Source organism: Bacillus sp. YKCMOAS1, from assembly GCF_030268125.1.
Lineage (GTDB): Bacteria > Bacillota > Bacilli > Bacillales > Bacillaceae > Bacillus > Bacillus safensis.
This window is the reverse complement of the sequence record NZ_BSEI01000001.1, coordinates 17,435-32,813: the sequence shown is the minus strand read 5'-3', so window position 1 is coordinate 32,813 and position 15,379 is coordinate 17,435. Positions and strand designations below refer to the sequence as shown.

Genomic DNA, 15,379 nt, shown 5'->3' with positions numbered 1-15,379 from the left:
TAAAGCTTGTCTTACAGTTGCCACCTATAGTTAGAAAGACCAAACGAATGTTTGCTAGCCCTACACAAATGATTCCTTCAAAGGGAATCATTCGAATTAAAAGGAGGCGGCAGGTGAATGTAAATGAAAGATAAACGGATAGAGGCCAAGCGGGATTATATGAAGGGGATGACGTACCAGCAAATTGCTGATCATTACAATGTCTCGATCCATACCGTCAAATCGTGGAAAAGGCGATACGGATGGCAAAGACAAAAAACTTCGTCAAAGCAAGCACACTCGATCTTCAATCAATTTCTTTCAGATGAAACGATTGAGATCATGGAGAGAATGGATGGACGCACATCGCTTGATTTAATCTGGGATCAAATTCAAATTCAATATGCAGCCATTATTCGGGCGCAACGAATCATGTATGTAGCAGATCAAGAGGACATGATCAAAGAGTTGAAAAAGGCGGCATACATGCCTTCTTCATTAGAAGAAACAGGAGAAGGCATTCAGCCAGAACTAGACATCACCTCAGAAGAATATTCGTTTCAATTTTCATGGGATCGGCATGCGACGTTTTTAAATGCACAATCCCGTGCTATGGGTGAACTCAGGCGTTTAATAAAACAGTTTGAAGAGCTCGCACATGCGAAGGATGAACGAAGATTAAGGCTGAAACAAATTGAACTGACGATCGAAAAAACAAAAAAAGCAGTGCGTGAAGAAAAAGAGGAAGATCTTCAAATCATGATCAAGCGAAAAGAGGACGACTCATGACGCCATTGATTGAAAAAGAAGTCAATCCTCACTTTGAACACTTTCTATTCGATTGGAATCAAAAGTTTCAATTTTTAGTTGGAGGCTATGGCTCCTCTAAAAGCTATCACATTGCTTTAAAACTCGTCTTAAAGCTGCTGGAAGAAAAGCGGACAGCACTTGTCATTCGAGAAGTGTATGATACGCACCGCGAATCAACCTTTTCTTTATTACAAGAGATCGTCAGCGACCTCGGCATCGACCATGTGGTGAAGTGCCGAAGTTCGCCGCTTGCACTGACGTTTCGAAACGGCAGCAGCATCTTATTTAAAGGGCTGGACAAACCTGAAAAATTGAAATCAATCAACAACATCTCGATCATTTGGATTGAGGAATGTTCAGAGGTTTCTTATGAAGGCTTTAAAGAGCTACTTGGAAGGCTAAGGCATCCATCCTTACCGCTTTATATGATGTTATCGACCAATCCTGTTGGTCAGGATAATTGGACGTACCGACATTTTTTTCGAGATGAACAGCTGAAGCGTTTTGTTTTAGATGATGAAACCTTATACAAAAAGCGAACTGTTGTTATCAAGGATACGTACTATCATCACTCCACGGCAGAAGATAATCTATTCCTTCCTAAAAGCTACGTGAAGCAGCTGGATGAGCTGAAAGAGTATGACCCAGACCTTTATCGCATTGCGAGGAAGGGATATTTCGGCATTAATGGCACAAAGGTTTTTCCTCAGTTTGAGGTGAGAAGCCATTCTGATGTATTAGAAGCCATTCAGCAGATTGACAGACCGCTGAAACGAGCAGGCATGGATTTTGGATTTGTTGAATCATACAATGCGCTCATTCGACTAGCTGTCGATCATGAAAAAAAGTACTTATATATTTATTGGGAATATTACGACCGCGGGAAAACAGATGATGAAACAGCCCTTGACTTGAAAGAGTTCACTGAATCAAAAGAACTGATTAAAGCCGATGCAGCCGAACCTAAAACCATTCACTATTTTCGGCAGCGCGGCTTTCAAATGGTGGCGGCACATAAGTTCCAAGGCTCACGTTTACAGTATACAAAAAAGATCAAACGGTTTAAGAAAATTATTTGTTCTGATGCATGTCCATATACCATCTATGAACTTCAATCACTAACCTATAAGGCAGATAAGGATGGACGTCTAGAGGAAGATGAATTTCAAATCGATCCACACACATTATCAGCCATCTGGTATGCGCTGGATGATTATGAAGTGACAGATTTGAAACAGACTGCCTCGGAGCGTGTCCGTCCAAACAGAGAGAGGAGGTCCATACAATGAAACAATTGAAAGCAACCATTATGAAGGCAAACATGTCTGATCATACAAAACAAATGTATGCAGATGAATTTTCCTACGAAAAGGATGACATTGTTCCCCCGCCTTACAATATCAATGAATTAAAAAGCATGGCAGAATATTCAACCATTCTTCAGCAATGTATTGATGCGTATAAGACCAATATTTTAGGCTTTGGATTTGGTATAGAATATGCCTTTGACTTTAATGCAGAAGGCGTGAAACCGGCAAAAAAGAAGGCGGCAGAGAAGGAATGGACAAGACTTGAAGAGTTTACGAAATACATGAACTATGATGAGTCTGCTGATGTGGTGCTTGGCTATGTCATCGAAGACCGGGAGAAAACGGGGAATGGTTTTTTAGAAGTTCTCCGAGATGGCCAGGGAAAGCCGGCAGGAATTGAGTATTTAGATGCGCTCCATATCCGCATTTGCAAGCTGAGTGAGCCAGTCGACGTCGAATTTCGGTATACAGAAAACGGCGAATTGAAAACAATGAATCGAAAGAAGCGATTCCGTAAATATGTGCAGGTGATCAATGAAAAGAAAGTCTTCTTCAAGGAGTACGGCGATCCGCGCATTTTACATTGTGAAACAGGCAAATACGATGACACCACCCCAGAGCCGCTTCGCGCAACAGAAGTGATTCATTTTAAAATCGGCAGTGGAACGTATGGGATTCCCCGCTGGATTGGCAACATCGTCAATATGTATGGGGCACGCAAGGCAGAAGAGCTGAACTACCTTTATTTTAAACAAGGGCGGCATGTACCTGGTGCCCTCATTGTCGAAAATGGAATGCTGTCTGAGTCTTCCTATCAGCAGCTTCAAGATTATATGGACGATATTGAAGGCTCTGATCATGCACATAAGTTTCTATTGCTTGAAGTCGAAGGTCTCCCGACGGAAAAAGGATTAACTGGAGAAGAAGATGTCTCAAATGTCAAAGTGAACTTCAAATCCCTAGCAGAGATCTTGCAAGAAGATGCCCTCTTTTTAGAATACGATGAAAAAACAAGAAACAAAATCCGCTCTGCTTTTCGATTGCCGCCTATTTACACAGGTGAGTCTCAAGACTATAACAAAGCGACAGCCGATACGGCGCGGAAAACAACAGAAGAACAGGTATTTCAGCCTGAACGGCATCTCATCACAGGGAAACTCAATACCCTTTTCCTGCCGGATCTTGATATTTGGCATGTCCGTTTCCTATTAAATGGTCCTGACTTTAGAGACCCATTAGAGATTGCCAAGGTTCTGACACCATTTATTCAGGCTGGGGCAGTGTCACCAAACGATTTGCGAGATCTCGCGGGACGTATCCTTGGGAAAACGTTAGAGGAATGGCCGGAGGATCTCTATCACAGACCTTTAGAAAGCAGCATGACATCAGCTGAACAACAGCCTCAACGAGAGCCAGATCAGTTGAAAGAATAAACCGAAGCGCGTGTGCTTTTTTGAAAGGGGGTGAACATATGCCAAGAGAATTAAAAAACGCAAAAATTACGCATGTTTCCTACGTGGACAGAGCCGCAAACAAAAAGAAATTCTTTTTGATGAAGGCAAAGAAAAGCCAGCCTGACTTTCAAAAAGAGGTGAGTGTGCTGACAAAGGCAGAAGATGCTCATCGCCTTGTGTATGGTGTCGTGTATGAACCGAATACACCTGATGCACACCAAGACTTTATGTCTGCCAAAGAAATTGAAAGAGCAGCACATGGTTTTATGAAAGATGCCCGTCACATTGACAAGCAGCATGATTTTCAACATGGTGTTGGCGAAGTGGTTGAATCATACATTGCACCAGCTGATTTTGAAGTAGGCGGTGAGCTGATTCGAAAAGGATCTTGGGTGCTTGTAACAAAGGCTTCTCAAGAGATTTGGGATCAAATTCAGAAAGGCCACATTACAGGATATTCAATGGCAGGAACGGCGGACATCGTAGCAATCGAAGAACAAGATCAGCTCCTATCTCAAAGCACGAATGAGAGAGGGCTTTTTTCTTTGCTGAAAAATTTCTTTTTGAAAGAGGAAGGTGCAAACATGTCACAACAATTTTGGAGCGTTTTAGACCATCTGCTGGAAACCTTACAGTCAAGTGATGGTGATGAGGCGGGGGTAAGAGCAGCGCTTGAGCAATTGCTGCCAATCGTGCAGGAGATTTTGAAGACAGAAGATGTGATTCAAACGATTGGTGAAAGGCCAGCCTCCGTACAAAAACAAGACACCGCTTTGACGACGGAGCAAGTACGAGAGCTTGAAAAAGCAAAAATGGCCATCGAAAACGTCTTACAGCATGCTGAACAGCAGGAAACAGATCAAACTGGGGAGGAACCTGTCCAAAAGGTGCTTGAGCAAGTCGTTGCACCGATTCGTCATCAGCTTTCTTCTTTAGAGAAATCAGCCAGCAGAGAAAAAGCAGCGCTTGAGCAAGTACTTCAGCAGCAGCTTTTGCCTATTTCAGAGCGGATTCACATGCTTGAAAAAGCGCGCGGCATGTCAAAACAAACAATCCACGATACACAAAACGACAGTACAAAGCCCATATGGGATGGCTTACTATAAGCCTAAATAAGGAGGAAACAGTGTGAGAAATCAAGATTTGATTCGCAAGGCCGAAATGACACTTGCCAGCTTAAAAACCGGCGGTCTCATGAACGCAACCCAATCCAACACATTCATTAGAATGATGCAAAATACACCAACCGTTTTAAATGATGCACGTATCATTCCAATGGAAAGTGATTCACAAAAAATCGAAAAAATCGGCTTTGGCCAGCGTATTTTGCGCCCAGCAGAAGAAGGCAAAGCGCTTGATGCGAAAGACCGTGTTGTCCCAGCGACAAGCACTGTCCAGCTAAATGCGAAAGAGGTCATCGCAGAGATCCACATGACCTACGACAGCATTGAAAACAATATTGAGAAAGACGGCATTCAGCAGACGATTATGCAAATGCTCGCTGAACGAGCAGCCGTTGACATTGAAGAGCTCATCGTCAATGGCGATACGACTTCAGCAGATCCATTTCTAGCTCAAATGGATGGTGTGAGAAAACAAGCGGTATCTCATATTGTAGACGCAAATGGGTCGGAAATTAGCCGCCAATTGTTTAAGCAAGCTTATAAAGCAATGCCGTCAAAATATTTACGTGTACCTCAGGATTTCCGTTTCTACACATCCCCAAGCTTAGAAGTTGAATGGAAGGATCAAGTAGCAAACCGTCAGACGGGCCTTGGAGATGCGGCTATTCAAGGCGGACTTTCTTCTGCATTCGGTGTGCCGGTCAAAGGTCTTGCCAATATGCAGCCATATGACGAAGCGGGAACAGATGTATCAGATATTTTGCTGACACATCCTAAAAATATTATCGTAGGTTTCTCTCGAAATATTCGAATTGAAGTAGAAAAAGATATTCGCAGCCGTAAATTTATTATTGTCCTCACAGCGAAGCTAGACAGCAAATTTGAGGAAGAGGATGCTGTAGCAAAAGTGATGAAAGTGAAAGAGTAGGTGACGGCAGACCATGATCATTTCTGCTGAAGAACTGCAGGCCTATTCTGTATTTGATCGTGTGAAAAATCGATCTGTAGAAAGACTGACAGCAGATATTATCGAAGCAGAAGCTGCGGTGTTTCAGATCGTAGGTCACGATTTCTCAAGCGAAAAATATCAGCCCCTCCCTGAAAAAGCAAGAATCGCATTATTAAAAATGGCCCAATATTTTGCCATGCTGAATGATGACGAATCTATGATGAAAGGCTTTACGTCAGAGAAAATGGGTGATTATTCATATGCGAAGGCAGCTGATCAAGTGAAAGGCAGACCCTATGTATATGCCCTGCTAGTAGATTACATTGAACCAACATTAACTGCCGGCAGTGCCAAACTAAAGGTGAGATCATTATGAGCTATCAATCTCTATTAACAGATCGCTGTGATCTTTTTCACCTTGAACAGAAGGAGTCTGCCCGCGGGAAATTTGGAATTCCAGCTGATGATTTACAAATGACACTTTCCTATCCCGACGCTCCCAGCCTGACCGATCTAGCTTGTTATGTCATAGAAAAGAACCAGTCACTTGTGCAAGAAGAGCCGAATACAGTCATTTATCAATCCTATCTTGTCCATTTTCCTTTAGGAAGTGATATTCGCTTGCATGACAAAATGGTGTGGAATGGCGTGTCACTCAAATTACAGCAGCCTAAAAAAGTGAAAAATCATCACATCGAAGTGATGGCAGTCAGGGAGGAAAATCTATGAAAATTGATGGACTTGACCGGCTGATTTCACAACTGCAGACAGCGTGTGGTGGCGGTTTAAAGGCAGAATATCAAGATTGGCTGGACGACATGGGCCTGCAGTTTTTAGACATCATTCAGGATGAATTAATCAAGGAGAATGCTGTTGATACAGGACGGCTTCTAAGATCCTTTACACAAGGCGACAAGGAGAATCATTTTCTCATTTCAAAAGGCGGCCTCACACTTGAAGTGGGAACGCAGCTTGAATATGCCTCCTATGTTAATGACGGACATGCCACTTCTTCAAGTGGAGAGCGAAGATGGGTGCCTGGCAGATGGACTGGCAGCCGCTTTGAATATGATCCGAATGCAAGTACAGGAATGATGCTTGCCTCTCAATGGGTTGAAGGCAATGGCTACTGGGATCATGCTGTCATGCTCTATGAGCAAATGTTTGAACAGTCGCTGGATCGAAAGCTGCAAAGCTGGTTCGATCGACATTTTGGGAGGTGATGGAATGAATCAAGAAGTCGGGGCAATCATGCATTATATCTACACACACTTTCCTGTGACAATGTATGATCGTCTTTTGCCAGAACGCTTTCAAGTGCCATCCGTTTATGTGCCGCCTGTTACAGTGATCAGTGGTCCAGATACGGTTTCTACCTTTATGAAATCTTATTCGCTGCAAGTGAAAGTCTTTCATATTGATACAGAAAAAGCACATGATGCGGCAGAAACAATCGTTGATGCATTGCTTGCTGATCGTCAAATCATTCAGATGATGAGTGAAGACGGAGAGGTGCTTGATGATTATGTCCGCATAAAAAGAGTGGAAACAAGAAAGATAGATCAAGGCGTAGCAGCGATTGTCCTGACATGGGATAGTAGCTATTGGTACAACCGGGACAAACAGGCAAGCCTTGAAGATATCAACTTTTCAGATGGGGTGATCAAACGTGAGCAAGACTAAAAATGCTCAGCCCGCTCAAACAGCAGGCGAAGAAAAAGAATTTGGCTTTTCATTTGAAGCCTTAAAGGAGCACAGCAAGGATCTTTTTGGGGTCAAACCAGAAATCCTTGAAGGTGCTCTTTTTTATATCAAACATCAACCAATTACAAAAACAGAAGCGAAAAAGCGCATTGATGCTTTTTTGTCCAAGGAGGTTTAAAGGATGAACGGAGGCACATTTACACCAGGTACAGAGAAAAAGCGTCCTGGCATTTACTTTAATTTTAAAACAACAGCAGAGCAGCGAATTACTTTAGGTGACCGAGGTACGGTGGCACTTCCTCTTGTGATGAGCTGGGGAGAACCAAAAACCTTTATTTCCGTTTCCAATATGGAAGACTTAAATAAGAAGGTTGGACTTAACATTGATGATAAGTCACTTCTTCTTTTCCGTGAAGCGAAGAAAAAAGCGCAAACGGTTTTGCTTTACCGCTTAAATGAAGGGGAGCCGGCTAAAGCTGAAATTGCTGAAAACTTTGTGGTCACAGCAAATTATGGCGGCCAAAAAGGAAATGAGATTACAGTACAAGTTGCAGAAAATGTACTTGATAGCACAAAACGCGATGTTATCACTTATCTTGGAACAGATATTGTGGATAAACAGGTCGTTACCGATGTCAAAGACCTTGTGAAAAACAATTTCGTTCAATTTTCTGGTGAAGGTGAAGCAGTCATCACAGCTGGTGTGGCACTAAGCGGCGGGAAAAACGGCGTAGCAAGTGTTGCAGATTATACAGCTTTCCTAGAAGCAGCAGAAACAGAATACTTCGATGTCATTGCCCTTCCAGTCGATAATAGTGAGCAATTAAAAGCAACCTTCGCTTCATTTATCGAGCGTTTACGTGATAAGCAAGGACGTAAGGTGCAAGGGGTTGTGGCTAATTACGCAGCTGACCAAGAAGGAATCATCAATGTGACAAGCGGTGTTGTACTCGAAGATGGAACAGAAATAACACCTGCTCAAACAACAGCATGGGTCGCAGGTGCAAGTGCCGGAGCAAACTTCAATCAGTCACTCACCTTTGTTGAATACGAAGGAGCAGTCGATACATTAGAACGCCTTGACAATGATCAAGTAGAATACCGATTATCACAAGGGGAGTTTATTTTCACCTTTGATGCGAGAGATCGTACTGTGAGTGTTGAAAAAGATATTAACTCCTTGACAAGCTTCACAACTGAAAAGAACCAGCAAATGGCGAAAAACAAAATCATTCGTGTGCTTGATGCGATCAACAATGATTTAACTTTCGAATTAAAAAATCTGATCAAATTACGCAAAGCCAATGGCAATGACATTCCAGCATCAGATGATGGTGTGCAGCTTGTGAAAACACTGATTACCCAGTATCTCACACAGCTTCAAGATGGCAGCGGCATTACAGGCTTTAACTCAGAAACAGATATCGTGATCGGCCTCAATGAAGATCGTGATGGATTTATCATCGATTTAGCGGTTCAACCAGTAGATGCAGCAGAAAAATTCTATTTCAATGTGGAGGTGAAGTAAGATGGCTTTTAAAGCACAAAATACTATTTCAGGTAAAGAAGGTCGTCTTTTCTTAGAAGGTGAGGAGCTTGCATTTATCAAAACCTTCGAAGCAAACGTGGAGAAAAACAAATCAGAAGTGAACGTCATGGGCCGCCGAATGACTGGTCATAAAACAACGGGAGCAAACGGAACAGGAACGGCAACCTTCTATAAAGTTACGTCCCGTTTCGTTCAATTGATGCTCAATTACGTGAAAAAAGGAGAAGATCCATATTTCACTCTTCAAGCTGTCATTGACGATAAATCATCAGGCCGTGGCACTGAGCGTGTGACATTATTTGATGTCAACTTTGATTCAGCTAAAATCGCTGGATTGGATGTTGATTCAGAGGCGCTTGAAGAAGAAGTTCCTTTCACGTTTGAAGACTTTGATCTTCCTGAGAAGCTGAAGAATACTTTCTAAGAAAAGTGGAGGAAATCAGCTAATTAATTAGCAAAATAAAAACTGAATATGCTATAATGCAGTTGTAATACAGCCGTCTTAATTTCGTCTGGTAACGTCTTGTATTCGATTCATTAAAATATGTTTACATGCAAAGCCATTTGCATACAATAAAAAAAGCCAGGATGCTCTAACATCCCGGCAATGTACAATGAGGCCCTCAAAGGGGCTGGCTAATCAATTTAGATAGTTTTTAGGATAGACTTCCCTTTAACCGTCCAAAGCTCAAGGGGAGTCTATTTTTTGTTTATATACGTCAACAAAGTAAGGATAAACATCCCGAATAAAAACATGAGGGAAATCGCTTCAAATGTTGACATATGCATCACCCCCTTCCTATCGGGGATGAGCCAGACGCCCTTGAGCAAGCCATTCAATTGTACAATTAAAATTATACATGAAAAGATTGGAAAGCACATTCAAAAAATGGATGTGCTTTTTTGCATTCAAAAAAACATAACAAAGGGAGTTTTTAAACATGAGTGAAAAACAAACATTTGATCTTTCATTTTTTATGCCAGGACAAACAGTAGAAGCGGAAGAAGTCAAAGTACCGATTTCTAAGCGTTTTGTTGATAAAAAAGGGAATGTCATTCCTTTTGTCTTTAAAGCTATTACAACTGAACGTATTGATGAACTGGAAAAAGAAAACACAACCTTCAAAAATATCAAAGGCAGAGGACGTGTGAAAGACTTAGACAGCCAGCGCTTCTACGCACGTATTGCAATTGAATCGACGATTTACCCAGATTTCCGTTCAAAGGAATTAAGAGAAGCCTACAGCACACAAGATCCAGTTGAAGTAGCAAAACGTGTCCTGTCAGTCGGCGGTGAATATGCGAACTGGTTAAACAAAGCAATCGAAATCAACGGATTCGAAGATGAAATTGAAGATTTAGAAGAAGCAGCAAAAAACTAATAAAAGATGGGGATAAAGAAGCCGTGTTTTTATATTACGCGATGCACGAACTTCACTACTCCCCATCTGAACTCCTTGATTTATACGAATCACCAAGACCATTCAAAGCGTTCCTTTTCGGACTGATCAGCTACAAACTAGACATGTTAGAAAAAGAAGCAAAGAAAGGAGGTAAGTAAATGGCGAAACTTACAGCGCGATTTGAATTAGAAGACCGGGTGTCGAAAAAGCTATTACGCATTCAAAAACGGTTTCAAACGTTTGAGAAGCAGCTCAAACCATTTAGAAAACCGATGAAAATAAGCCTAGAAATGGATGAAAAGAAGCTGAGAAATCTCACTTTATCGCTCCGGAAAATTTCAGCTGTTTCCATGACGCTGGATCAGGGAATCTATCGTGATCTAAAATTATTGAAAAATCAGTTAAATATGTTACCGAATCATATGGTCATATCCATTCAAGCAAAGGGACTGGATGTCATTAAAACCAGCATAGATCGTTTGAGACAAGTGGGGAGAAGTCCCATTATGATGACGTTTAAATTGAACGATCAATTATCAGGTAAAATATCATCAATCAAAAAATCAATCCTTCAGCTCATCAACAGAACGTACTATATGAGATTAAACATGGTTGACCAAGCCACCGCAGCAATTCAACGAATCAAAAAGACACTCAAAAGCTTGACGATGTCCAAACACGAAATCAGAGTGTCTGTTCAAGACAATGCAAAAAGTAAGTTGAAAAAACGAGATCAGGCAGAGTCTGTTGTGAAAGAAAAGAAAGTAAAAAAGCAACCTAATGAAATAGCTGCTACAAAAACGAATGAAAACAAACAGAGCTGGTTGGGAAATTTGAAAAACAAAGCAATAAAAGAAATTGAAAAATATGCAGGTGACGTTACCGATAAACTGAAGGAAAAATTGAGTCCTAGAAAATTTTGGGATGAGAAGGCGCTACCTTGGATTGAAACAAAAATCGACGAATACAAGCAAGAAGTGATCGGACGAATTAGTGAGAAGATTAAAATCAATCCTGAGGAGTATTTAGATAAATGGGTTAACAAAGGATTAGATTGGGTCCTTGGTCCAAAAAATCAAACGAATGACTCGGGTGGATCTAATGATAATGCTTCATCATCAGGGCAACCGGGTAACCAGAACTCAGACCAAACGCAAAATGAAAAAGGTCTATTTAGAGTAAGCTGCTGTTCTTGCTGTGCAAAAGGTTTAAATCCAACGGGAACTGCCCGAACAGATAATAGAAATGGACCCAAAAACCAACCGAATAATCCAACAGGAACTTCAAGGGTGGAAAAGAATAGAAAGCCTCCAACTAAATTAGGTGGTCTAACCAAAAAAATTCCAGGTGTTATGGCTATCGCCGGACTCGCTGGGATGTTCAAAGATACCGATAAGTTAAAAGGCTTAGGAGATACATTTAAAAATTTAGGTAAAGGAGCAGGTAAGCTATTAAAAAAAGTACCCATACTTGGGCCTTTGCTTAGTGCAACAGAATTAATCGGCACAACAAAAGAAAATGTAGGCGAAAAAGTAGGAGGATTCGGCGGGGGCGTCGCTGGTGGTATGGGTGGTGCCGCGATAGGAACAATGATTGCACCAGGTATTGGCACAGCAATTGGTGGAATCTTAGGTAGTATTTTAGGCGAAAGCTTAGGGAAATGGATCGGTAAAATGTTTGATGATGGAACCTTGAAGAAAAAATGGGATGACATTGTCAAAGGTGCTGAAAATGCAGTTAAGTGGATTAAAGATATCTGGAACAAAGTTTCGAGCTGGATCAATAATAATGTTTTAATTCCTATTACATCGTTCTTCGGTGAGACATGGAATTGGATCACTGAAAAATGGGGACAGCTTTCTTCTTGGTTCATGGAAAAAGTTTGGCTGCCTATTTATAATTTTTCAGTCCCGATTATCAATTTTGTAGTTGGTGTATTTGATGTTGCTTGGACAATTATCAAAAATATTTGGGCAGTAGCATCTAAATGGTTCATGGATTATGTTTGGGAACCATTTGGCCAATATGCAGTAGAAGCAATTGGCTGGGTATGGAATAAACTTGTTGACACATGGAATTGGATTCAGGAAACATGGGGTGTATTCTCTGAATGGTTTTTAACAAATGTTTGGGACCCATTCGGTCAATATGCGATTGAAGCAATTGGCTGGGTATGGAATAAATTTGTTGAAACATGGAACTGGATTCAGGAGACATGGGGTGTTTTTTCTGAGTGGTTTAATGAATACGTTTGGACGCCCTTTAAAACATATGCAATACCTGCAATTATGTTTATATGGAATCTGTTTCAAAATACATGGAACTGGATTCAAGAGAAATGGGGGGCATTCTCTGAGTGGTTTAATGAATACGTTTGGACGCCGTTTAAGACATATGCCCTGCCAGCCATTACATTTGTGTGGAATTTGTTTCAAAATACATGGAACTGGATTAAAACTACCTGGGAGAAAGTTTCAACTTGGTTTGATGAAAATGTATGGCAACCCTATCAAAAATATGCCAAGCCAGCAATTGAATTCGTTTGGGAAAAATTTAATGAAGCATGGGAAACGATCAAGGGTATCTGGAAAAAAGTGAGTTCATGGTTCCAAGAGAAAGTATTTAATCCTTTGAAAAAGCATGCTGATACTTTAAAGAAAACATGGGAAGGTATCTTTGGCGTTGTAGGAAATGTATTTGATACGGCTAAAAATATTGGTGGGAATCTTCTTAATATCTTTATTAAAAAAGGTGAAGAAAAAACAGGTTTGAAATCGTCTGAGAAAGCAGCAAATAACGCCACAGGCGGCTATATCACCCAGCCAACCTTATCATGGGTCGGTGAAGCAGGTAACGAATTTGTTATTCCAACTCAAAATAACCGAGGACGCGGAAAGATGCTGCTGGCACAGGCCGCTTCTCAATTTGGAATGTCTGTTGTACCGAGCGGAGCGGCAGGAAATTCAGTGTCAAGCTCCCCTGCTCCTACAGCAGTAGCTGCATCATCTTCTGTCGGTTCAATAGACGGATCGGTCTCGATGACTGGGGACATTCAGGCCTCTAGCATTGGCGAGCAATTTAATGACGATTTTGAACAAGGGTTAAATCGTAAAGTAATCTCCCTTGATCAATGGAAACAAAAGAATATTCAGCAGCCTTTTGGTCAATTGACATCAGACTCAGGAAAGTATGGTCAACAATCGGTTTCAGCCTTTGCAAATGGTCAGCAGATGACACCAACAGGTACAGCCAGCTTCTTGCAAAGTCGTGTAAAAACACCATACCAACAAGTCATGACCGCATCACCAACTTGGGGTTCTGGAACGGTTAGTGGTTTTGCAGCAGGCCAAAATGCCACATCAATTGGCACGAGCCAATACGTAGATCAACACATCAAACAACCATTCCTGCAAGCAAAACAAGAATCACCAGGCTGGGGATCTGGAATGATTGACGCCTTTAACAGCGGTATGCGTTCCAAAGGAAGCGAAGTCACGCAAGCGGCCAAAGAAATGGCGAAGAAAGTAGAACAGGCGTTTAGAGAGGAATTAGACATTCATTCCCCTTCACGCGTCATGATGAGTCTTGGGAAATTTGCATCAATTGGTGTCGTCAAAGGGCTCGACTCAGTTGATGTGAAAAAGTTTGCTGAAAATCAGGCTGGTTCATTAATCGGTGCCTTCAGCGGTATGGGAGCTTCAGGGCTTAATATTAAACAATGGCTCATGGCGGCCATCATGGCAACTGGCACATCTATGAGCTGGCTTCCAGGTCTGATGACCATCGCGCAGCATGAGTCACGTGGAAATCCGAGAGCGATCAACTTATGGGATTCCAACGCCAAAAAGGGAACACCTTCTAAAGGCTTAATGCAAACCATTGGAACGACGTTTAACGCCAATAAAGGCAAGGGCATGAATGACATTTGGAACCCAATTCATAATGCCGTAGCAGCCATTAACTACATTAAGGGCAGATATGGAACAGTCTTCAATACGCCGGGATTACGAAGTATGAGAAGAGGCGGTCCTTATAAAGGCTACGCAAATGGTGGATTGATTACTCAAGAGCAAGTGGCTAGAGTCGGTGAAGGAAATAAACGTGAATGGATTATTCCCGAGGAAAGAGGCATTCGCGGAAGGTATTTATTGACTCAGGCAGCCAAGGCACTTGGGATGCAAGTATATGATCCATCAAATGCATCTGCTCCTTTACCAGAAGCACAGATGCAGCAAGTCACCTCAGCTCAGTCTGCTGGCAGTACAACATCGTCAGGTAATAAACAAATTACAATTCAATTCAATGGCGATCAGCATTTCCATAATGGACAAGATCAGCAATCGCTAGTCGAAAAAATTAAACAAATGCTTGTAGATGAACTGGAAGTAGAGCTTCATACAGGAACGAAGGGGGTCGTGATCGATGGGTAAATCAGTATATCAATTGTGGATTTCCCAAGGAAAGGACAAGTTGCGATTCCCTGTCCTTCCATCCGAACTCGAAATCACAAATAACGTACAAAATGAAACAGTGAAGGTTGCCTCTTTTGGAGAACTGACTTTTATTGACGTACCATCGGCTAAACAAGTATCATTCACCTCATTATTTCCTAAGAAATATTCGCCGATTGCTGAATATAAAGGCATTCCATCACCAGAGAATGCAATTGCGAAAATTGAACGAATGATGCGTTCTAAGAAATCCGTGCGATTGATTGTAACTGGGACAAAAATCAACATGACGTGCAGCATTGAAAGCTTCACCCACAAGGAAGGGTCATATGATATTGGAGATCGTGAATTTACGATCGAGTTAAAAGAATATAAAACCGCATCGCCTAGGAAAATCAAACGAAAGAAAAAAGCAAAACAAACGAAAAAGAAACGGCCTTCAAAAACACCACCAAAAATGTACACCGTCAAAAAAGGGGATACGCTATGGGCCATTTCTGGCAGGTTTTATGGCGACAGTACAAAATGGCGGCGTATTTGGAATGCCAATAAATTAGCGATGATTAAACGTAGCAGACGTAATATTAAGCAGCCGGGGCATTGGATTTTCCCTGGACAAAGGTTAAAAATACCACAATAGGGGGGC

General features: G+C 41.6%; 17 protein-coding genes. 16 read left to right on the top strand and 1 reads right to left on the bottom strand.

Annotation, left to right across the window (positions count from 1 at the left end; all coding sequences use genetic code 11):
- Nucleotides 1–123 precede the first annotated feature (123 nt).
- The 12 genes from terS to QSJ46_RS00160 are packed head-to-tail and all read left to right on the top strand — an operon-like array spanning nt 124 to nt 9,303.
- On the top strand, nt 124–768 hold the full coding sequence (gene terS, locus QSJ46_RS00215) for a phage terminase small subunit (RefSeq protein WP_285604128.1): 645 nt from the start codon (nt 124–126) through the stop codon (nt 766–768).
- 8 nt (nt 769–776) lie between these two features.
- Complete coding sequence (locus QSJ46_RS00210) at nt 777–2,078, top strand: PBSX family phage terminase large subunit (protein ID WP_224929938.1); 1,302 nt, start codon at nt 777–779, stop codon at nt 2,076–2,078.
- Nucleotides 2,075–3,532 carry a phage portal protein gene (locus QSJ46_RS00205; RefSeq protein ID WP_107163136.1) on the top strand — a complete coding sequence of 486 codons (1,458 nt, stop codon included), beginning with the start codon at nt 2,075–2,077 and terminating at the stop codon, nt 3,530–3,532. Before QSJ46_RS00210 ends, QSJ46_RS00205 begins: the two co-directional genes overlap by 4 nt.
- Before the next feature lie 38 nt (nt 3,533–3,570).
- The gene (locus QSJ46_RS00200) at nt 3,571–4,659 is read left to right on the top strand and encodes an XkdF-like putative serine protease domain-containing protein (protein WP_047203981.1); all 1,089 of its coding nucleotides are present in this window, start codon (nt 3,571–3,573) and stop codon (nt 4,657–4,659) included.
- Between the two features lie 22 nt (nt 4,660–4,681).
- Nucleotides 4,682–5,605 carry a phage major capsid protein gene (locus QSJ46_RS00195; RefSeq protein ID WP_224929371.1) on the top strand — a complete coding sequence of 308 codons (924 nt, stop codon included), beginning with the start codon at nt 4,682–4,684 and terminating at the stop codon, nt 5,603–5,605.
- A 13-nt stretch (nt 5,606–5,618) separates the two neighbouring features.
- A complete protein-coding gene (gene yqbG / locus QSJ46_RS00190; RefSeq protein ID WP_039181000.1) occupies nt 5,619–6,002 on the top strand; it encodes a protein YqbG in 384 nt (127 codons plus the stop codon).
- Nucleotides 5,999–6,355 carry a YqbH/XkdH family protein gene (locus tag QSJ46_RS00185; protein ID WP_285604127.1) on the top strand — a complete coding sequence of 119 codons (357 nt, stop codon included), beginning with the start codon at nt 5,999–6,001 and terminating at the stop codon, nt 6,353–6,355. The genes yqbG and QSJ46_RS00185 overlap by 4 nt, the downstream gene beginning before the upstream one ends.
- The gene (locus QSJ46_RS00180) at nt 6,352–6,849 is read left to right on the top strand and encodes an HK97 gp10 family phage protein (protein WP_285604126.1); all 498 of its coding nucleotides are present in this window, start codon (nt 6,352–6,354) and stop codon (nt 6,847–6,849) included. Before QSJ46_RS00185 ends, QSJ46_RS00180 begins: the two co-directional genes overlap by 4 nt.
- A gap of 4 nt (nt 6,850–6,853) precedes the next feature.
- Nucleotides 6,854–7,309, top strand: coding sequence for a phage tail terminator family protein (locus QSJ46_RS00175; RefSeq protein WP_285604125.1), 456 nt, complete (start codon nt 6,854–6,856; stop codon nt 7,307–7,309).
- On the top strand, nt 7,296–7,508 hold the full coding sequence (locus tag QSJ46_RS00170; RefSeq protein ID WP_285604124.1) for a YqzN/YkzM domain-containing protein: 213 nt from the start codon (nt 7,296–7,298) through the stop codon (nt 7,506–7,508). The genes QSJ46_RS00175 and QSJ46_RS00170 overlap by 14 nt, the downstream gene beginning before the upstream one ends.
- A gap of 3 nt (nt 7,509–7,511) precedes the next feature.
- On the top strand, nt 7,512–8,858 hold the full coding sequence (locus tag QSJ46_RS00165; protein ID WP_285604123.1) for a phage tail sheath family protein: 1,347 nt from the start codon (nt 7,512–7,514) through the stop codon (nt 8,856–8,858).
- A 1-nt stretch (nt 8,859) separates the two neighbouring features.
- Nucleotides 8,860–9,303, top strand: a complete 444-nt coding sequence (locus QSJ46_RS00160) for a phage tail tube protein (protein WP_024423257.1) — start codon at nt 8,860–8,862, stop codon at nt 9,301–9,303.
- A 275-nt stretch (nt 9,304–9,578) separates the two neighbouring features.
- Here QSJ46_RS00160 and QSJ46_RS00155 read toward each other — a convergent pair whose 3' ends face one another.
- Nucleotides 9,579–9,635 (bottom strand): putative holin-like toxin, encoded by a 57-nt coding sequence (locus tag QSJ46_RS00155; protein WP_231730857.1) that lies wholly within the window; start codon nt 9,633–9,635, stop codon nt 9,579–9,581.
- A 185-nt stretch (nt 9,636–9,820) separates the two neighbouring features.
- Between QSJ46_RS00155 and QSJ46_RS00150 the strand changes: the two genes are divergently transcribed.
- Genes QSJ46_RS00150 through QSJ46_RS00135 form a run of 4 tightly spaced genes read left to right on the top strand, consistent with a single transcriptional unit; the run spans nt 9,821 to nt 15,373 of the window.
- Complete coding sequence (locus QSJ46_RS00150) at nt 9,821–10,261, top strand: phage tail assembly chaperone (RefSeq protein ID WP_039180982.1); 441 nt, start codon at nt 9,821–9,823, stop codon at nt 10,259–10,261.
- A gap of 41 nt (nt 10,262–10,302) precedes the next feature.
- A complete protein-coding gene (locus QSJ46_RS00145) occupies nt 10,303–10,440 on the top strand; it encodes a hypothetical protein (RefSeq protein WP_095285871.1) in 138 nt (45 codons plus the stop codon).
- Nucleotides 10,441–14,712 carry a transglycosylase SLT domain-containing protein gene (locus QSJ46_RS00140; RefSeq protein ID WP_285604122.1) on the top strand — a complete coding sequence of 1,424 codons (4,272 nt, stop codon included), beginning with the start codon at nt 10,441–10,443 and terminating at the stop codon, nt 14,710–14,712.
- Entirely contained in the window at nt 14,705–15,373 is a 669-nt protein-coding gene (locus QSJ46_RS00135) for a LysM peptidoglycan-binding domain-containing protein (protein WP_058838044.1), read from the top strand. The genes QSJ46_RS00140 and QSJ46_RS00135 overlap by 8 nt, the downstream gene beginning before the upstream one ends.
- Nucleotides 15,374–15,379 lie beyond the last annotated feature (6 nt).